Annotated in this window: 16 protein-coding genes; 8 read left to right on the forward strand and 8 right to left on the reverse strand. The window is 56.5% G+C overall.

Annotated elements, in window-relative coordinates:
• Window positions 1-109: 109 nt before the first annotated feature.
• Together VMJ32_12660 and VMJ32_12665 are read right to left on the reverse strand one after the other, a co-directional pair.
• Window positions 110-2,614, reverse strand: coding sequence for a hypothetical protein (locus VMJ32_12660; protein ID HTQ39872.1), 2,505 nt, complete (start codon window positions 2,612-2,614; stop codon window positions 110-112).
• 368 nt (window positions 2,615-2,982) lie between these two features.
• Complete coding sequence (locus tag VMJ32_12665) at window positions 2,983-4,038, reverse strand: DUF933 domain-containing protein (GenBank protein HTQ39873.1); 1,056 nt, start codon at window positions 4,036-4,038, stop codon at window positions 2,983-2,985.
• 280 nt (window positions 4,039-4,318) lie between these two features.
• Here VMJ32_12665 and VMJ32_12670 point away from each other — a divergent pair, with 280 nt between their 5' ends.
• Entirely contained in the window at window positions 4,319-4,540 is a 222-nt protein-coding gene (locus VMJ32_12670; protein ID HTQ39874.1) for a hypothetical protein, read from the forward strand.
• A 168-nt stretch (window positions 4,541-4,708) separates the two neighbouring features.
• On the opposite strand, the gene VMJ32_12675 is transcribed toward VMJ32_12670, so the two are convergent.
• Both VMJ32_12675 and VMJ32_12680 read right to left on the reverse strand, forming a co-directional pair.
• Window positions 4,709-6,073 carry a hypothetical protein gene (locus VMJ32_12675; protein HTQ39875.1) on the reverse strand — a complete coding sequence of 455 codons (1,365 nt, stop codon included), beginning with the start codon at window positions 6,071-6,073 and terminating at the stop codon, window positions 4,709-4,711.
• A gap of 114 nt (window positions 6,074-6,187) precedes the next feature.
• Window positions 6,188-7,810 (reverse strand): hypothetical protein, encoded by a 1,623-nt coding sequence (locus VMJ32_12680; GenBank protein ID HTQ39876.1) that lies wholly within the window; start codon window positions 7,808-7,810, stop codon window positions 6,188-6,190.
• Window positions 7,811-8,066: 256 nt separating this feature from the next.
• Here VMJ32_12680 and VMJ32_12685 point away from each other — a divergent pair, with 256 nt between their 5' ends.
• The 3 genes from VMJ32_12685 to VMJ32_12695 all read left to right on the forward strand — a co-directional run bounded on the left by VMJ32_12685 (window position 8,067) and on the right by VMJ32_12695 (window position 11,401).
• Window positions 8,067-8,516 (forward strand): DUF393 domain-containing protein, encoded by a 450-nt coding sequence (locus tag VMJ32_12685; GenBank protein ID HTQ39877.1) that lies wholly within the window; start codon window positions 8,067-8,069, stop codon window positions 8,514-8,516.
• A gap of 205 nt (window positions 8,517-8,721) precedes the next feature.
• Window positions 8,722-10,146, forward strand: a complete 1,425-nt coding sequence (locus VMJ32_12690) for a class II fumarate hydratase (protein ID HTQ39878.1) — start codon at window positions 8,722-8,724, stop codon at window positions 10,144-10,146.
• Between the two features lie 112 nt (window positions 10,147-10,258).
• Complete coding sequence (locus tag VMJ32_12695; GenBank protein ID HTQ39879.1) at window positions 10,259-11,401, forward strand: tetratricopeptide repeat protein; 1,143 nt, start codon at window positions 10,259-10,261, stop codon at window positions 11,399-11,401.
• 208 nt (window positions 11,402-11,609) lie between these two features.
• Here the strand turns inward: VMJ32_12695 and VMJ32_12700 are convergent, their stop codons facing one another.
• Both VMJ32_12700 and VMJ32_12705 read right to left on the reverse strand, forming a co-directional pair.
• A complete protein-coding gene (locus tag VMJ32_12700; protein HTQ39880.1) occupies window positions 11,610-12,056 on the reverse strand; it encodes a DNA adenine methylase in 447 nt (148 codons plus the stop codon).
• Between the two features lie 11 nt (window positions 12,057-12,067).
• Entirely contained in the window at window positions 12,068-13,045 is a 978-nt protein-coding gene (locus VMJ32_12705) for a hypothetical protein (protein ID HTQ39881.1), read from the reverse strand.
• A 456-nt stretch (window positions 13,046-13,501) separates the two neighbouring features.
• Here VMJ32_12705 and VMJ32_12710 point away from each other — a divergent pair, with 456 nt between their 5' ends.
• Complete coding sequence (locus VMJ32_12710; protein ID HTQ39882.1) at window positions 13,502-14,014, forward strand: hypothetical protein; 513 nt, start codon at window positions 13,502-13,504, stop codon at window positions 14,012-14,014.
• A 23-nt stretch (window positions 14,015-14,037) separates the two neighbouring features.
• Here the strand turns inward: VMJ32_12710 and VMJ32_12715 are convergent, their stop codons facing one another.
• A complete protein-coding gene (locus tag VMJ32_12715) occupies window positions 14,038-14,790 on the reverse strand; it encodes a CAAX prenyl protease-related protein (protein ID HTQ39883.1) in 753 nt (250 codons plus the stop codon).
• A 34-nt stretch (window positions 14,791-14,824) separates the two neighbouring features.
• Complete coding sequence (locus tag VMJ32_12720) at window positions 14,825-15,898, reverse strand: FAD:protein FMN transferase (protein HTQ39884.1); 1,074 nt, start codon at window positions 15,896-15,898, stop codon at window positions 14,825-14,827.
• A 46-nt stretch (window positions 15,899-15,944) separates the two neighbouring features.
• On the opposite strand from VMJ32_12720, the gene VMJ32_12725 reads away from it, so the two are divergent.
• The 3 genes from VMJ32_12725 to VMJ32_12735 all read left to right on the forward strand — a co-directional run.
• Entirely contained in the window at window positions 15,945-17,042 is a 1,098-nt protein-coding gene (locus VMJ32_12725; GenBank protein ID HTQ39885.1) for a formylglycine-generating enzyme family protein, read from the forward strand.
• A 118-nt stretch (window positions 17,043-17,160) separates the two neighbouring features.
• The gene (locus VMJ32_12730; GenBank protein HTQ39886.1) at window positions 17,161-18,534 is read left to right on the forward strand and encodes a Gfo/Idh/MocA family oxidoreductase; all 1,374 of its coding nucleotides are present in this window, start codon (window positions 17,161-17,163) and stop codon (window positions 18,532-18,534) included.
• A 180-nt stretch (window positions 18,535-18,714) separates the two neighbouring features.
• A partial coding sequence (locus VMJ32_12735; protein ID HTQ39887.1) for a PHB depolymerase family esterase occupies window positions 18,715-19,697 on the forward strand: 983 nt, incomplete at its 3' end.

Genomic DNA, 19,697 nt, shown 5'->3' on the forward strand with positions numbered 1-19,697 from the left:
CCGCCCACCCCCCGTCAATGAAGCGCCGTAAAGAATCGCCGCAAACCTCGCGACCACGCATTCCTATGAGCCAGCAACTTCTCGTCAGGCTAACGTACTCAAAGCGACGCTAAGCACGCTTTCGACGCAAAACACATAATCCGAGCAAGCTCAAACTTCCAATCCAGCCCAGTGTCATCGAACCAGGTTCCGGCACGCCCGTGAATTCCAAAAATAAACTTCCCCCTTGCACGTTGGTAGAAAAACCAGCAGCAATCGAAGCAAAATTACCGCTAATGCTGCTGGCGGCGCCGATTTTCCACGAGTCGCCCACTTTGGGCAAATAGCTGTTGTCCAAAACCACGTCGAGCGAGCCCCCCAATGACAATTGACTGTCGACCGCGATGGTGTCGAAGCTGGCCAGTGACGCCAAATCGATCTGCAGCGAACCGCTTTGCAGCGTCAAATTCCCCACCACGTGCGTGCTGCCGACAAACGGCAAAATGGTTTCCAAGTTATCGTTGATGTCGGGCATCGAGGCGGCGGCGATCAATTGCAAATTCAAGTCGCTGCCGGGGGCCAATACACCCCCGGCATTGGTCAAACTGAAATTCACCGTGTTGGCGTGCAGCGTTCCGCCGGTGAAGTTGAAAGTTCCCCCCATCGCTCCCTGAGTCAGCAACGGCGTGGCCAAGGTTCCGGCGGAAAGCGTATAGGTTCCCGCGTGATTGGTCCCGCCAATGACCACGGAATTGCCGGCCCGCACAATACCCCCGGTTTGGTTCACTTGCCCGTTGCCGCCCGGGCCGATCATCAAATCTTGAGCCACGTCCAGCCAGCCGGCAGTCACTGCCAACGTGGCTGTGTTTCCGCTGCTGGTAGCAATTTTGAGCGTTCCTGCGTGCTGGCCGACCACGTCGATCGTTACCGTGCCGCTGTCGCATTGCACCGTGTCATAGCGCGTCGGCTTGTACACCCCGGTTTGCCAGTTGCCGATTTCCGCATAGCGGCCGTTGCCATTGCCGTTGCTGAAAATCAGCGCGGTGCTGGCGGGCCAGGCGGCCAATTCATTCAGATAGCTATCCAAATTCGTGTACCCGTCGTTCATGACCGAGCCATTGTTATCGGCCACCGCGGGATTCAAGCCCATCGCCAGTTCCCAAACATCGGGCATGCCGTCACCGTCGGTATCAAAGTTGGCAGGTCGGGTATAAGTTGAGCCTGTCGCGCCAACCCCATTGGCGGTGCTCACCCCCGGGTTGTTCGCCGAACGGAGTTCCAATAATTTGTTCCATTCCAAATCGGGATCATTAGGATCGTTGCTCATGTACACGCCGGCGCTGTTGAAGCCGTTGTTCGGATCATCGAACGCCGCAATTTTTCCCGTGCCGGTCATGACTTCGTTCACGAGCCGGGTGTCCATGGAATCGCGATTCTGCCAGTTCGCGCCCACGTAGTTGAGCACCTGGTTGTAAGCGACCGCTGCGGTGTCGGTGACGCCGTTATAAGGAATTTGCGTGTATGGCCCGCTTTGCAAAGGTGAGCTGCCAAAACTCGAATTGGCGAGTGTCGTCGTCGTGCCATTCGTGTTCTGCAACACATTTCCCGTTTGATACACCATGGTCGAACTGGAGTTACTGAACGGACTGGTGCCGCCGGCGCTTTGATGAATGGTGAAGTCCGTATTGTTACCCGAGGAAGAATCACCGCCGGGCCCGACTTTGTAATAGTTCCCTTCGAATTCGCCCGCCCCGGGTTCACCGGAAGAGCCGTAGCCGGCATGGCCAAACCAGTTGTACACCACATTGTCGCGGAAATCGGTGTAAGCGGGCACGTTGTTGGTCAACTTCGATGAAACTGTTTGAATGGTGGGAATTCGGCCGTTTTCGTTCGCGTACAAATTGTGCGAAAACGTGCTCACCGCATTGGAACCCAGGCCCCACAGGTCGCCGAATGCATGGCTGGTGTAGACGCCATTGTTTTGGGCATCGGCCTGGGGATAACTTTGCCCTTGGGCAATGGTTGAATATTGAACCGTCACGTGACTGGCCATCTCGTTGGCCGAAATCGATTCGTCGGTGGCAAACAGGGCCGTGACGTGATCGACAATCACCTGGTTCGAATTGATGTCCATGTTGTCGTAGGTGTAATTGTCGTAATAATTGCTGGTGCCGTTGGCTTTTCGCTCGCCATAGCCGATGGCGAGCGTAACATCGCGGATAATGTCGTTGCCTTGGGGCAGAGTTTGACCCGCCACGGTTTGGCCATTGACTTTAATTTGCGCGCCCATCAGCGTAATTCCGCCGGGCGCGGTCTGGCCGGCAATGGTGACATTAGGCGGAATGTTGATCGAGTTTTGCGTGTCCCAGCCTTCGTTATCCGTGGTCTTCAGGCCGAGCCAAATCGTGCCGCCGACATCGAACACAATGGTGGTTGGCCCACTGGCATTTTTCAATCCGTATTGCAAAGTGCCCGGCGTCAAGTCACCCAGTTTGGAATCCAGCACCGTGACGTGATAAACCGACCCGCCGGAGCCGCCTGTGGCGGCCGCTCCCGCGCCATCGGCACCGGGAAACGAAGGCACCGCAGCCAGTGAAGCAGCGCTCCACAGCGCGGCCAGCGAAGCCGCAGCCATTAACAAGGAAATAACCAAACGAACTGGCAACGACCGCAATTTCATTACGCCTTGCCTCCTCAAAGAATTCAGACGCTTCGACCAAGCTGTTCCGCGGCACAGGTCCCAAAAACCTGTACTCTAAAAATGCGAAGCGGTGTCGATCCGTAAGTTCCCGGTCCTAATTCCCCCCAATCCAGATGCTCCCCTGATGCGCGTTCGACGCCAATCGATTTCAACAGCGCATCACCGACGAAATTGCACAATTCGTTGGACCCTATCATAACGTGGCGGAATCAATCATTGCAAGAAAAAAGACTGCAATTGCCACGTCGGTGCGCAAATGTTGGAACTGGAACGACAACGCTGCGACGTCCCACTTTCATTTACTAAACGCTGAACTTAATGTGCAAAATGTCTCCCTCTTTCACGACGTAATCTTTCGGCTCCTGCCGCATCAGGCCCTGCGCTTTAATTTCTCGTTCGCTCCCCAGGCGGATCAAGTCGTCGCTGTGCATCACTTCGGCTCGAATAAAGCCACGCGCTAAATCGGTGTGAATGTTCTCCGCCGCTTCCAAGGCCGTGCCACCGGTACGCAAAATCCAGGTCCTCACTTCTTTCTCGCCGGCGGTAAAGTACAGCATCTGCCCCGAGGCTTTCATAATCTGCCGAATTACATGGTCCCGATCGACCCGCTCCAGGCCGAATTCTTTTTCGAAGTTGTGGCGATCTTCCGCGCTCATCTCAGCCAAATCCATTTCCAGTCGCAGCGGCACCGCGGCCCAAGCCAACGACGGCGCACCCTTCTCTGGACTAGCAGCGCTTGACGGCGGCGGGTATTTGTCCGCGGGGTCATCATCCGCCAAATTCACCAGCACCATTTTCGGTTTTTCGGTCAGCAACCGAAACGACCGGGTGAACTTCCATTGCTCTTCCGAAAGCGCCGCCTCCCGCGCGTGTTTTCCCTCTTCCAATGTCGCCAACAAAATCTTGAGCGCTGCCAGTTCGTGTTCTTCTAGTTCCCGCTGATCTTTTGGCCGTGGCTTTTTCAGCGATTCCTCCAAGCGCTGCACGCGGCCGGAAACAATGTCCAAATCCGCCAGCAGCAAATCTTCTTCGAAGGTGCGTAAATCGACCAGCGGATCGGCCCCCCCGTGCGCGGCCACGGTGAGCAGCAAACAGCCCGCCTCGCGAATCAGCGCCAGCCGGGCTGCATTCCCTTCATGAGTGCGCGCCAGTCCCGGCGTATCGACGATTTCCAGCGCCGCCATGGTCACCTTTTTGGGATGATAAATCCCGCACAGCGGTTCAACCCGCGCCTCCGGAATGGGCGCCATCGCACTTTGCGAAACGTGCGCCAGCGCCGGGTCGGCTTTCACGCCGGTCAACCAATGGAACAGCGTGCTTTTGCCGGAACCCTGATAACCCACAATGCCGATTTTCATGGAAAACTGTTCTACTCTTCCCTCTTCCGCGCTGTCCAGGGCGTGAAGCGGCCGTCAGAACGCAAACCAGCAGTCCTCCCCGCGATTCGCTCTGCTGCGCGCGAAAAAACAACTCAACTTCGCCCAATCGCTACACACCGCATTTTCGACATGGACAGTGCGCCTCGCATCGGGCCGGAGATTCCTCGCCCCACGCGTCGATGATGATTCGGGGCGGTCGGTGTGCCACGGCGATGTCGCCAATGTTCCGGCCGCCGATTATTTGCAGGAGCTCAGAAACATGTGGCGCTCATTCTTTCTCGCGGTCGGTCTGTTTCTGGTCGTCTTAGGCGTGGAATCGATGCTTATCGACCAGGCCACGCTCACCAATCCCAGCAGCGACAGCGGCGGACCAGCTGAAATCACTGTCGCCCCGCCCGATTGGGTTCCCTGGAGCCTGGTCTCCGCCGGCGCGGTGACCATCCTGTACTCCTATACCCTGCCGCAGAAATTCAAGGGATAAGCTGGCGGAACGTTGTGCCGTTTCAAAGTAGGTCTGTGAAAACTGGCCAGCGAAAGCCGGCCAGGCCGGCGACCTCATTCCTTCGCGCACAAAGGTAATTCAGGCTTTCCTGCCTCACGATTACGAGCACAGCTCAGCCAGGAAAGGCTGATTCACGGGACAATTGCTTTAATTCGTGACGGCGTTGCCGTCTTTGTCCCACTGCACCCAATGACCCACGGGCGAACCGTGGAAGAAGTTATTCACGGCCCAAGGACGGCCATCTTCGTACCAATAATCAATCTCGCCATTGAGCTGGTCGTGGAAATATTTTCCGACGGACCGCACCTGGCCGTTATCGTACCACTCAGTGTACGGTCCTTCGCGCAGCCCATCTTCGACCGAAACTTCTAACTCCTTTTGACCATTTTCGTGATATGTAATTTGCTTTCCCTGATACATTCCGTGCTTGTAATTCCGCTCGGCCGATAGCGGATGCACCGGAGGTTTTTCGTCCGTCGGCGCATCGCAGGCGGTTTTAGCATCCGCTGGGTTCTTTTCGCCGTCTTTGCCGTTCTTCTGGCCGTCCAGTTTTTTGTCGCCGGCAGCAGTTGTTTTGCCGGCATAGGATGTCTCGCCGGCATCAAGTACGCTCGTCTTATCGCTCACTGCATCCTTTCCGTTGGCATCGTTCACGACAGCCGGGTTGTCCAAACCGCCCGCCGAAGTTGCGGCGGAATCTGCGGTTGTTTTGGCAGTGTCCGCCAAATGCTTCTTACCCTTGTCAGCTGCTGCCTCTTCGTCCGGAAGTTCCTTCCATTCCTTCCAGGTTCCATCCATTTGGCCATCGACATACTGCCCGACGCTTTTCAGCGCCCCATCGGAAAACCATTCCTGGATTTTGCCGTTGGGCGAACCGTGTTTATAATCTGCCAAAAATTTGAGCTGCCCGTTCTGAAACCATTCGCGATATTCGCCGTCCCGTAATCCAGCAACGTAGTTGCCCTCGACGAACTTTCGCCCATCAGGATACCAGCGTTGCTCCGGGCCTTCCTGTATGCCGGCTTTGAAATGCCGGACCGAGCTGGGCGCTCCGTTGGTGTACCATTCCTGCCCCACGCCAACGAGTTTATCGTGGTCGTATTCTGCCTCGTAGACTTTGCTCGTGCCTTGCCAATCCGTCACTTTCCCATTCCGCTGGCCGTCTTGGTAATGCAGCTCACTCGACTTCTGCCCGTCTTCGGTGTACCGCGTTTCCAAGCCGTCTTTTTGCCCGTGATGATATGTGCCTTCGATTTTGAGCTGGCCCGAAGGGTAATACTCGCGCCAGGGTCCCTCTTTCACCCCCATGCGGTATGTCACTTCCGAGTCCTTTCCTCCGCCAAGCTGATAATGCGTTTCTACCCCGTTAGGAACCATTTTGCCGAGCAAATTATCGGCCACTTCCTGGCGCATTTTGAGCGAGCCGTCCGGCCACTTCTCGACGTTTACCTTCACATCGGCCGAGGCCCAACTCGCTAGCAACACGCCCAGCAATAACAGTGCTTGAAACATACAGAAGTGCCCGAATGCCAATGGCGAAAGTTTCGCAGCCCCGCGCTCAACCTACCTCCATTATAACTTGCAAATCTCGCGGCAATTTCGGCGAAAGAACCGCCGGCGAACGCCCTACGGCCCCTGACGAAAAGCGTCGAAGTATTGCTGCACGTGGTCGCGCTCCTGGCGCGGCAAGCGTTGGCCGGTTAACGGGTCCGACGAATCATGCTTAGCCGCTTCCATTTCGCTTTTAATCTCTTCGGCCACTTGTCCCTTGGCGTTGGGCCCATCCACCAGGCCGGTAATCGCCGCCGCACCATGGCCGATCTCTTGCTTCACTTTCGAATCGAAGAATTTGGAACCGCCCAGCGCGTCCGGAATTTGCCCATCGCCGCCGGCGCTGCTCCCTGGCTTTGTGCTGCGATCTTCCCCGTTGCGGCACGCACTGGATCCCAAGGGGCAGTTGATGGCGAATTTCGCGTCGTCGATTTCGTCCAGCGTGGTTTCCAACATTTCCATCTCCGCCAGTTCCTGCTGCGACTGTGTCAAATCCTGCGCCATTTCGCTCAACACCGCCTGGGCCTGGCCGGTATCGCCGGACTTCATCTCCCGGCTCGCTTGGCCAAACATGCTGGCCATCTTCTCCAGTTGATCCATCTGCTGTTGTCGCTCGCCCAGCTTTTGCAACTGCTGCTGCAGTTTTTTGGCCGCGTCTTGATTGCCCGCCTTGATGGCCAGCGCAAGTTGCCTTTGCAATTCCTCCTCTGTTTTTTGCTGCGCGTCGGCAATTGTCTCAAGCGCCAACTTCATGGCGTTGAATTGCTCGGCCAACTGCTTTTGCTTGTCCGGATCGAGCTGCCCTTGCGACAATTGCGCTTGCAGCTTTTCAATTTCCTGGAGCGCTTTGTCGAAGTCGCCATTCTTCAATTCCTGGGCCAGCTTGTCGGCCGGACCACCGGGCAGATTTTTCATCCCGGCCAATTGTTCCTTCAGCCGTTCCCCCTCGGCCAGTTGACCGCGCCGCTGCTCCAATTGCTGGGCCAAATCGTTCAGCTTGGCCGTGGCCTCGTGGCGATCGGTCTCATCCTTCTTCGCCAAATCGCGAGTTCCTGCCTCGAGCTTTTTGAACAAATCCTCGGCGTCTTTCAGCCCCGCATCCGCCGCCTGCTTGGCGCGCTCCGCCAGCTTCGATTGCAGCGGCTTCACCGATTCGTCGATTTGCTGTTTCACCGCCACCGTGTTGGCATTGGCATCCGCCTGCATAGGCCGAGTCGGATCTGCCGATAAACAAAGCGCGAACGCCGCCGTCGCCGGAATCAGTGGCAACCATGCGCGCCGCTCAAGCCCAATCGGAAACCGCCCAACCACTTCCAGTTTGTCAACTCGTCCCCGCGCATCGTCCATCAACGCCCGGCCAAACGGCGTTTGCAACTCTCCCGCAGTCAGCGCCAGCGCACTGGAAACGCGCTCCTTCAGTCCGAACCGGCGATCAATTTCGATGGCCGCTTCCAATTCCGGCAAGCGATGCATCCACGTCCACACCGCTGCCGCTATGATCGCCGTTCCCACAGCCCCGACCAACCAGCACACGGCCCAATGCCAACCGTCCACATTCGTCAGCAACCATTTTTGTATGCCGATGGCCACCGCCGCCGGCGCCAGTGTGACAAACAGGCTCTGCACCAGCGCAGCCAAAAACCGCTGCAGCATCAATCGCCGTCGCGCTTTGCGAACTTGTTTAATAAGCTCGTCCATAAGTCGTTCGATCCGTGGCTTTACGTTGACCAACCCACGCTGCTTGCGGTTTAGCATATCCCGCCAACTCAACACCTATTATATGGCATCTTTTCTCGATCCGGCATTGCCGTCATTTTTCGCCGAGAAAAACGACGGCGGACGCTAATAATTCTATTCCGATTGCATTTTATCCGAACACCCGAAAAACGTATAATTCCCCAGTCCTGCGAATCAGGCTTCGTAATCACCCGTTCCTTATATAGATTCAGCCTTCATGACTGTTGCCGTCCCCGGCCAACCTGTCGCAGAACATTTGCCGACGCCGGCCCAGCGCCCCGATGCCGATATTGTCATCTACGACGGCAACTGCCGCATGTGCACGGCCCAAATCCGTTCGCTCGTTTGGTGGGATTGCCAAGGGCGGCTGTCGTACCTGTCGTTGCACGATCCGGAAGTGGCCCGCCGTTTTCCCGATCTCACGCACGACATGCTGATGGCGCAAATGTACGTGGTCGATGGCCAAGGCAATCCCCATGGCGGGGCGGCGGCCATTCGTTATCTTTCGCGCCGCCTGCGACGGCTGTGGTGGTTCGCTCCGATCTTGCACATTCCCGGCAGCCTGCCCCTGTGGCAATGGCTTTACCGCCAAGTGGCCAAACGCCGCTACCGCTTCGGCAAGATCGAACAATGCGACAACGACACCTGCAGTCTGCACGGAAGATAAGCTTTGAAACCTGCACGAGCGATAATCTTTCCGCTGGCGGCTTAGCATGTCGGCCCTAACGTAATCCGATCGCACCCGTTGCCGCAATCTTTCGCCTTCCATCGAATGGGCAAACTGCGTTATCATGGCGGTTTACCGCAGCCGCCGCATTGCGCGACCACCGGTCGCGGCTTTATACTGAACCCTGCCGCCTGAACCCTTCTTCATGCCCGATTTCCGCACCGAACACGACAGCATGGGCGAAGTCCGCGTCCCCGCCCAAGCTTATTACGGCGCGCAAACGCAGCGCGCCATCGAAAATTTTCCCATCTCCGGCGAGCCGCTGCCGCCCGAACTGATTCACGCCCTGGGTCTGGTGAAATACGCCGCCGCCATCGCCAACCGCGATTTGGGCAAGCTCACCGGCACGGGCAAAAATCCGCTCAATCAAAAACAAGTTGAGGCCCTGCTGCAAGCCTGCCGCGAAGTGGCCGAGGGAAAATTCGACGAGGAATTTCCGCTGGACGTCTTTCAAACCGGCTCTGGCACATCGAGCAACATGAATGCCAACGAGGTCATCGCCAACCGCGCCATCGAGCTGACCGGCGGCGACCGCTTCGCCGAGCAGAAGCCGATTCATCCCAACGACCACGTGAATATGGGCCAGTCGACCAACGACATGTTCCCCACCGCCATTCACGTGGCCGTGGCGCTGGCGATCAAAAACGATCTGGCCCCCGCGCTGGAAAAGCTGCACAAAACGCTGGCGGAAAAAGCCACGGCCTGGGATAAAATCATCAAAATCGGCCGCACCCACTTGGCCGACGCCACACCACTGCGGCTCGGCCAGGAAATCGGCGGTTTCGCGCGTCAGTTGCACTTGTCGATTGGCCGCGCCGCCAGCGCGCTCAAAGCCGTGCATGAACTCCCGGCCGGCGGCACCGCCGTGGGTTCCGGCATCAACACGCATCCTGAATTCGGCAAGCGTGTCGCTGCTGCCCTGGCGAAAGAAACCAGCATTCCCTTTATCGAAGCCCTCAATCATTTCGAAGCCAATGCGCAGCGCGATGGTCTCGTCGAAGCCAGCGGCGATTTACGCACCATCGCCGTCACGCTGTTCAACGTGGCCAACAACATCCGCTGGCTCTCCAGCGGGCCGCGCTGCGGCTTCTACGAAATCAAACTCCCCGATCGCCAGCCCGGCAGCTCCATCATGCCCGGCAAAGTGAACCCGGTCATGTGCGAAAGCATGATGCAAGTATGCGCCTGGGTGATGGGACACGATCAAACCATTGCCTTCAGCGGCGCGACCGGCGGCCAATTTCAACTCAACGTTATGATGCCCGTCATGGGCCTGGCCGCGCTGGAAAGCATCACGCTGCTGGCCAGCGCCACCCGGGCCTTTGTCGATTTTTGCGCCGCCGAAATGGAGCCCAACCCCGAAGCGTGCGAAGCCGCGGTCGAGCAAAGCCTGTCGATGGTCACCAGTTTGAACCCGCTCATCGGTTACGAAAAAGCCGCCGCCCTGGCGAAGGAAGCATTCAAAACCGGCAAAACCATCCGGCAATTGTGCCGCGAACAAAAACTGCTTCCCGACGACATGCTCGATAAAACCCTCGATCCCTGGCGCATGACCGAGCCGCAAAAATAGGAACTAGAGGGGTTAGGGATGAGAGAAAAGAGTTCAATAAATTATTCCGCTTGCGGTTCAGCCGCGACCCGAAGGGGAGCGTGCCCCCGCATTCACACATGGAGGTTATCCGATGCGTAGTTTCACTGTCGCCCGCTTTTGCCTCGCCGCCACCCTCAGCACGGTGTTCGCCACACTGGCGTCAGCTCAACAAAGTTCTCCAGCAACCGGCCCGGGCAACGCTTCCGGTGCAGCATCGGCCGATGCCAAGCCCGCGATCAGCGCGGCCGACCAAAAAATCAAAGCCGCCTACGAAAAAACCAACTCCGCCTCCACGCTGGACGATTTCAGCCAAATCATCTCGCTTTGCCAGGACGGCCTCAGCGAAGGTTCAACCGGCGAAAGCGCCGCTTATGCCCGCCAGTTGGAAGCCTGGGCCTACAACCGCCGGGGCGAAAAATACTCCGAAGGCAACAACGAAAAGCAAGCCCTCAAAGATTTTGAAGCCGCGCTGGCCCTCAACGACAAATTGTGGAAAGCCGTCCAAAATCGCGGCGTCAGTCGCGCTTACCTGGGCGACACCAAAGGGGCGCTGGCCGATTTCGACTCGGTGATTCAGCTCAATCCCAATTACGCCAACGCCTGGTTTAATCGCGGCGAGTTGAAGTACGCCCAAGGCGATGTCAACGGCGCCTTGGCAGATTACGATCACGCCATTCAGCTCCAGCCTGGCGACGCCGGCTTTTATAACAGCCGTGGGCACGCCAACTACCGCCTGGGCAACTTCCGCGAAGCCCTGGCCGATTACAACCGCGCTGTGCAAATCAATCCCGATGACGCGCTCGCCCTGGTCAATCGTGGCGATGCCTACCGCGAACAGGGCATTTACGGCGCCGCTGCATCCGATTATCGCGATGCCGTCCGCACCGATTCCAAACTCGGCCGCGCCTATCTCAGCACCGCCTGGCTGATGGCCACCTGCCCCGATCCGCGCTATCGCGATGCCGACAAAGCCATCGCCGCCGCACAACGGGCCATCGAGCTCGATGGCGACAAAGATTACCGCTATCTCGATACGTTGGCCGCCGCCCAAGCCAGCGCCGGAAAATTCGACGATGCCAAAACCTCAGTCCACAAGGCCCTGAACGAAGCTCCCAAGAACGAAGCGGCCCACATCCAACAGCGGCTCGATTTGTACGAAAGCGCCCGGGCATACCGCGAAGGCGCCCCCGCCGAAGCCGTCAAACCCGCCAGCGCCAACCTCCGCGCGCCGTAGTGCGCCGTTTAGCCGCGACGCGGAGTCCTCGGAGCGGCCGTTTAAACGGATTCCGCTGCCAGGCTTTTCAATCCGCTTGTGGTTTAGCCGAAATCACCATGGATCGCCCATCCGCTTGCGGTTTAACCGCGACGCGCTAGTAGAGCGCGCTGTGGGCATGCCCGTTGCCCTCCTCACATCAGCCACCACTGGCCAATTGGCGATCGTGTTAAAAAGTCAGCAAAAGACGATCCGCAACAACCTCCGACTCGAGCGACTTTCCTTCCATTTGAAATCGCTTCAACATCGATCGACCACAACTTAGCGAAAGCTCCTGGACAAATAATCCATCGGGTAATGGAATGTTGCACATCTGCCCACCCGACTTTTTTGTCCCGTCGATACTGAGAACAACATACACTCCCCGCGATTTGCATCGCTCGATCGCCGAGAACAGTCTGGAAAGCGAAAAAGTCTGCGCTCCATATAAAATGGTTTGACTGTGCGAATATGGCGGATCGCAATAAACCAAATCACCCTTCTTGGCCATATTCATGATTTCTTCAAAATCGGCATGCAGAAAATTTGTACGTTGTGTCCTTTTGTGCCAGATATCGACACGCTGAGAAAAGGCCGTCGGAGATATGGGTTGATGCACACCGCAAGGCGTTGACATAGCCCATCCCGCTAAAGAACTAGAATTAGTCTCAAATTTTCCAAGATTTCTGCAAATGTTCGCGGTTGATCCCAGTTGCAAATAAGTTCATACCGAATGAGGCGAATTCCCAATTCGGCTGCTCTACTGAGTACAGTCTTTGGAAACGCTTCTGCAATTACGGCTTGGCCAACACATTCAACTCCAAATTCACTGGTGTAACCTTGCAATTGTGACAGGTCCTCTAACTCAGCCTTAGCCAACTTCGCCTCTAAAATAAGCTTATGGGCGACTCCAATTGGGATTAAATCTTTTATCAAAATATCAACGTGACCTTCCGAAACAGCTTTCTCGCTGAGAACTTCCAAGACATCCGCTTCCAAAGTGTCAACTCCGAGCATGCCAAGCATGCGTTCTAAATAGCTTTTTTCTGCGATTTGGCGGCGGATAGCAGCTTGTAAGATCAGTTCGTTAAAGGGGCAAACTAAAGGCACATTCACGTCGGACTTGCGACGTGTAAAACGCGGAACAAATGCAGAATATGCCGGAATTTCAAAGGATTGTGCGGCTTCTGTTGCAACGCTTCCCATCTGCGAAACAACTTGAAGCGTTGTTTGGTCAGCCTGGAAATGAGTCTTGCGATACCCTGCCCTTAATAACAGATTCTCTGCAACATATGCAAATTCGGCTCTGACAAGCGGCTCTGTGAAATGCCTTTCACATTGAAGATAAAGCCGAATTGGATAGTAATACGTCTTATTCGACTCCCTGAAGGTTACAGGAGGCCACGGTGCAGCCTTCTGGAACTCGATAATCGCTTCTTTCCGGATGACCTTGTAAAGGTTGAAAGCACGTGCAGCATAAAGAAACGAAATGTAATCACCTTCTCTGATATCGACGTACGCCCAAACGCCAGTACCGCTGTTAGAAAAGCCAGCGAGGGCGTGTCTGATGCAAAGGTCTAGGTTCTGCCGATTTGAAACTGCGAGAAGAAAATATGACTGTCGCATAGTATTCGGCTGGAAGACGCATTTTTGCACTAAATGCCATATCCGATTTTGGGATATTTATCCCGTGGCATTATAAAAGGTCATATCGCCTCCGCCATAGCAGATTGTGCGTGCCCTATTGTCGTCAAAAGAGTTGATAGATATGTGGAAATGTCCGAAATGCGGTCGATCTCGGCTTAATGTGTACTTTCGGGAAATTATCTGCCGCACATACGTCATGATACGACCCGGCGATGAATGGGAAAACGATAATGTTGTAGAGACGGAGGCTTGTGTCCGGCTTGAATGTGCCAACTGCGGCATAGATCAATCCAAACACCGTGGGATTGTGAAGAAATACGCCAGCCACACCTCCTACGGATACATGCCAATAGACACTGCTACAGATTAAGGAATCTATTCAGAAAAGCGATCTGAAAATTGCGCAGGAAACTCTGCCCCAAATGTCCATTGCCTATGAACAAACAAAAGAAAGCCAAAAAGGCTAATGCATATTTTTCCGGGATTATAAATATGCTAATTGAAAGCAACTGCGAGGGCATGCCTTGTGATTATGCTCCGGGAGAATTAACAACCATCACACGCGATGGAGCGCCTTACCGAACGCTTGCACGGCGTATCGATGGGGCATTTCCACGAACAGTGAATCCTATCGCTGTCTGGGAAATAAAAGAGTATTACTACACCACAACTTTTGGCAGCCGCGTTGCTGATGGCGTGTACGAGTCACTTCTCGACGGCATGGAAATCGAGGAAGCGCGTACAGAAGAACCTCACATCAAACATTACTTAATGATTGACGATTACTTTACGTGGTGGGAATGCGGAAGATCCTACCTGTGCCGGATCATCGACATGATGCACATGGGCTATGTCGACGAGGTTTTGTTCGGAAGAGAAGTTATCAACCGAATTCCAGTTATTGTTAAGGACTGGGTAAAAAGCGCGAAACAAATAGATAAACGTTGATCGAAGCGTTACCCGTCGCCTCTTCACATCAGCCACCACTGGCCGCTGGCGATCACATACACGCCCAGCAGCAAATTTGTCACGGCATGGGCTAGCACGCAGTCCCAAATGCTACGGCTGCGGATCATGAGCCACGTGACGGCGGAAAACCACACCAGCGCCGCCACGGCTTCTTGCGGATGCATCAGCATGGGAACGGCCGTGCCCGCCACTACCGCGAGCCGATTCACATTGCCAAACGGCACTTCCCACCATTTTTCCACCATCGCGAACCGCATCAAAAATCCACGTTGAAAAAATTCCTCGATAACCGGCACCACCACCGCCAATCCCAACAGCCGCACCGCCAAAAATCCATACGCCAGCGCCGGCTGCGCGCTCAATTCCGTCAGCGGATTGAACGCGCTCCGCTGCCCCAGCGTTTTGAACCACTCGATGCCGGTTTTTTCGGCCACTAGCGGCATCCACTGTCGTTGCCACGTGGCCAGTGCAATCCATACGGCCGCGCCGATCACGCCGACGGCCACGCCTAACCAAGTTAACCGCCGGGTGTATTGCCGATAGCCGGGCCAGACAAACATCATCGCTGCCAGGGTGAGCAAAATCTTCGCCGTGTAGATTAGCGGATACTGGCGATATTCGATTCCCAGGTCCAACCACGATTTCGTGGCGATTGCGCCCTCGGCTGTTGGCGTCGGCTCCAGACTGCCAACCAGCATGAACACCACAAACGGCAGCAAACAAACCAGCCACGGATTTGTTCGCCAGTGATTCATCGGAAGCACCCCCCGGGCAAAGCCCGGGGCTAAATTAATTCGGCGTCAAAAATTGCGCAAAGCGGCTGGTCTGGAGTGTTTCGATTTTTTTCGATCCGTCGGCCCCGTCCGCTTCGCGTTCCACAAATGCCGCCGCTCCCGGCGTGGCTTCGATAATTTTGAAGCCCGCCTCCGCTCCTGCCACGCAAATCGGCTTGGTGTAACTGTCGGCCGCAATGCAATCGGGCGCAATCACCGTCACGCTGCTGTGCCCCGTCACGCCCAACCCGGTCCGCGGGTCAATAATGTGCGAATATCGCTTTCCGTCAATCTGGAGTGCCTGAAAGGCATCGCCCGAGGTCGTGATGGCGTAATTCGACAATAATACATATCGACTGGCCGGCCCTTCGCCCGACGGCGGCTCAATGCCGATCCGCCAACCCGACTTGCCCGGCGGCGCGTCGCTGACGCCAATATCTCCGCTGGCGTCAATCAAGGCGCTTTGAATTCCCTCGCGCTTCAAAACTTTGAACGCTTCGTCCACACCGTAACCCATGCCAATGCCGCCGGCATCGAGCCGCATGTTCGGCTTGAGCAATTGCGCTGTGCGCGTGGCCGGATCGAGCCGCAACGCCTTGTAACCAGTCGCTACGCGCGCGGCGGCGATTGCTTCGGCCGTGGGCATTTCTTTCGTCCGCCGCGCCCGCCGCCACAATTTTGTCAGCGGTCCCACGGTAATGTCGAAAGCCCCGTCGCTTTTTTCCGACAGCTGCTGGGCCGCCGCCAGCACGCGCCACAAATCGTCGCTCACCGGCACGCCGGTCGGCGATGGCGACGTGGCGCTCAGCCGGCACAATTCACTGTCCGCATCATAATCGCTCAGCACTCCGTTCAGTTGTTCAATCCGCGCATACGCCGCCTGCGCCGCCCGGTTTGCGACCGCTTCGTCGGCGGCATACAATACCATTTTCCACGGCGCCCCCATGTGAATTTCCGTGAACGTGAAACGCTGCGGCAAGCGTGCATCCGCATCAGCCCCCTGCGCAGTTTGCAGCGCCAATAAATAGGCGCATATCGCCACATTCAAACCGCCGATGGCAAGCTGCTTCATACCGACCGGTCGCTTCATGAAATCGTTTTTACTTTGTGCGTCTTCGCGTCTTCGCGGTTCTCGCATGCCGAATTTAGTTGCCGCGCTGGCCGCCATCCTAGTTTACACTCTGGCCCTGCTTGCAAATCAATCCCGGGCTGCCGAGCCTTCCCCAGTCGACGTGCCCAATGCCGCGGCTTCCACCGCCGCCGACATGAAGCCTTACACCGACGTCATCCCCGGCACCGATGTCAAATTTCAAATGGTTCCCATCCCCGGCGGCAAATTCACCATGGGCAGTCCCGAAACCGAGCATGGCCACAAGTCCGACGAAGGCCCGCAACACGAAGTCGAAATCGAGCCCTTCTGGATGGAAAAATACGAGCTCACCTGGGACGAGTACGAGGTGTTCATGTTCACGCTCGACTTCGAGCGCCGCAAAGTCACCTCCCAGTCTCCCACCGAAAACGACAAGCTTGCCGACGCTCTGGCCCGCCCGACCAAACCGTACACCGATATGTCGTTCGGCATGGGAAAGGACGGTTACCCGGCCATCAGCATGACGCACTACGCGGCCCGCATGTATTGCCGTTGGCTCAGTGCGAAAACAGGCCGCTACTACCGCCTGCCGACCGAAGCCGAATGGGAATACGCTTGCCGTGCCGGCACTAACACGGCGTATTCTTTCGGCGACGATCCGGCCAAGCTGAACGATTACGCCTGGTCTTCAGCCAGCGCGGGCGACAGTTACCAAAAAATCGGTCGGAAGAAACCCAACCCCTGGGGCCTGTACGATATGCATGGCAACGTAGCCGAATGGGTGCTGGATCAATACATCGCCGATTACTACGCCCAGTTTAAAGGCAAAGCGACAATCGAACCGCTGGCCATCACCAATACCAAGTTCCCGCATCCCGTTCGCGGCGGCTCCTGGCAGGACGACGCCGTCGATTTGCGCAGCGCCGCGCGCAAGCCTTCCACCAAAGATTGGGAAGCCACCGATCCGCAACTTCCGCAAAGCGTCTGGTATTTAACCGACGCCCAGTTTGTCGGCTACCGCATTTGCCGCCCGCTGCACGAGCCTACCGCCGAAGAAAAGCAAAAAATTTGGGACGCCGGACTTGATGCCGAAGCCGAAGGGGGCCGTTTCATCTGGCCAGGCGGCGCGCCCGCAAAAAAATGAACAACCCGCAAATCAACATTCCAATCGTTGCTAAATAAATTCTGCCAACATAAACTGATCTTCGCCGCGCTCACACGCCACACAGCCTTCCAACTTCCACACTCTTGGAGCACAATCCATGTCCTCCCACACCAAATCAGCGCTGTCCAAACCCTCGACTACCGCCCATTCCTCTCGGCGGGAATTTTTGAAGTCGTCCGGCATGGCCGTGGCCGGCGCCGGTTTGGCCGCCACGCTGGGCATTGCCCGACAGGCGCATGCCACTCAAAACGACGACGCCATTCGCCTGGCGCTTATCGGCTGTGGCGGCCGCGGCGGCGGTGCCGTGATCGATGCCATGTCGACCGGCAACAACATCAAGCTCGTCGCCATGGCCGACACTTTTCAAGATCGGCTCAATGACAAACTCGCCGAATTGAAAACCGCCCTGGGCGATCGCATCGCCGTCGACGACGATCACAAATTTGTCGGCTTCGACGCCTACCAAAAGGCCATCGATTCCGGCGTCGACTTAGTCATTTTGGCCACACCGCCGGGTTTTCGGCCCATCCACTTCGACGCGGCGGTGCAGGCCAACAAAAACATCTTCATGGAAAAGCCACTGGCCACCGATGCCCCCGGCGTCCGCAAAATCCTGGACAGCAACGAAGAGGCCAAGCGACGAAGCTTAATCGTCGGCGTCGGTTTGCAGCGTCATCATCAGCCCGGTTACTTGGAAGCTCTCAAGCGTTACAAAGACGGCGCCATTGGCGATTTTATCGCCGCCCGCGCATATTGGAACGGCACACGCCCTCGCTCCACACCAACGCCAGCCGACCGCGAAAATACCAAAACCGAAATGGAATACCAAATGCGCAATTGGTATTTCTACGTCTGGCTCTGCGGCGATCACATCGTGGAGCAGCACATTCACAACCTCGATGTCGTCAACTGGTTCAAGGGCGAAACGCCGGTGCGGGCCGTCGGCATGGGGGGCTCGCAAGTGCCGCGCCAACCCGGCGATGGCGAAATTTACGACCACCACGCCGTCGAATTTCAATATGCCGATGGCTCGCGCCTGTTCAGCCAGTGCCGCCAAATTTCCGGCTGCTGGGGCCAGGTTTCGGAGCACATTCACGGCACCAAAGGCACCGTGCATTTAGATTCCGGCCGTTTCACCATGGAGGTCAACGGCGGCGAAGGCTGGACTTGGAAACACGACAAAGCCGGGCCCGCGCCTAATCCCTATCAAATCGAACATGCCGATTTGCAAGATGCAATCAAAAACGGCGCCCCCTACAACGAAACCGACTACGCCGCCAAAAGCACCATGACCGCCATCCTGGGCCGCATGGCCACGTACAGCGGCAAAGAAATTACCTGGGACGATGCCTTCAACAGCAAGCTCAGCGTCATGCCCGCCGAATTCACCTGGGGTGCAAAAATGCCGGTCAACCCCGGGCCGGACGGAATGTATCCCCAAGCCATCCCCGGCCTGACCAAAGCCGTGTGAACAATCACCTCGTTTTTGTGTCACCGCCTCTCCATTGAGCCGAGTTGCTTGAAACACGCGGCATCTCGATTCGATGCGGCTACACCGCCCCTCAAGATCGAGGAAACTTCAGCGAAATACCCTCCAGAGAAAGAGAGGTTGAAAATACCTCTCCGGTGCTACACTTTAGCGGAGGGAATTATGCACGCCGTCGGCCAAATGCAAAATGAGCGAAAAATCATGCTGGCAATTCTGTTCACTGTGCTCATGCTCGCCTGGTGGAAGGCCTACACGGCGGCGGCTCAATTTGCGGCCAAGCTGATTCAACCGGGCGAAAACACGCAGCAAAAAACCATCGAAGTAGGCAACCGGCAGCGAACCTATTATCTACACGTGCCGGAAAACTTATCCGCCGAACAACCCGCACCGTTGGTTTTGGTATTCCACGGTGGCGGCGGCAACGCCTTGGGCATGGAACGGTATCTCACCGATTTCAGCAAACTGGCCGATCAAGAGCACTTTCTGGTCGCGTACCCGGAGGGCGTCGACAAAAGCTGGAACGATGGCCGCGGCACTCCCTCCACCAGCGCCGCCAATGAAAACGTCGACGACTTGGCGTTCTTCATGGCCATGCTCGAGACAATCTCCAAGCAGCATCCCGTCGATCCGCGCCGCATTTTTGCCACCGGCATTTCCAACGGCGCTATTTTCTCGCATTATCTGGCGGCCAACCACGCCGATAAAATCGCCGCCATCGCGCCGGTTGTGGGCAGCATTGCCGATCCATTTTACAAGCAATTCAAACCGTCGCAGCCCGTGTCAGTCCTAATCCTCCAAGGGACAAAAGATCCACTGGTGCCCTACGATGGCGGCCCAGTCGGCCAAGGCAAGCTTGGCGATCGCGGCAAAGTCATCGCCACTGATGATGCCGTCAAACTCTGGGTCCAAGCCGATGGCTGCCAAACCCAGCCCGTCGAAGATGCCCTGCCCGACAGCGATCCCGATGATGGCTGCACCGTCATGCGCTTCACCTATGGCCACGGCAAGAACGGAACGGAAGTGGTGCTGTATAAAATCGAAGGGGGCGGTCACACCTGGCCCGGCGGCCCGCAATACTTCCCGCAGTTTCTTATCGGCCCGGTCTGCCGCGACGTTGACGCCACCCAAGTGATTTGGGATTTCTT

The sequence above is a fragment of the Pirellulales bacterium genome (assembly GCA_035499655.1).
Lineage (GTDB): Bacteria > Planctomycetota > Planctomycetia > Pirellulales > JADZDJ01 > DATJYL01.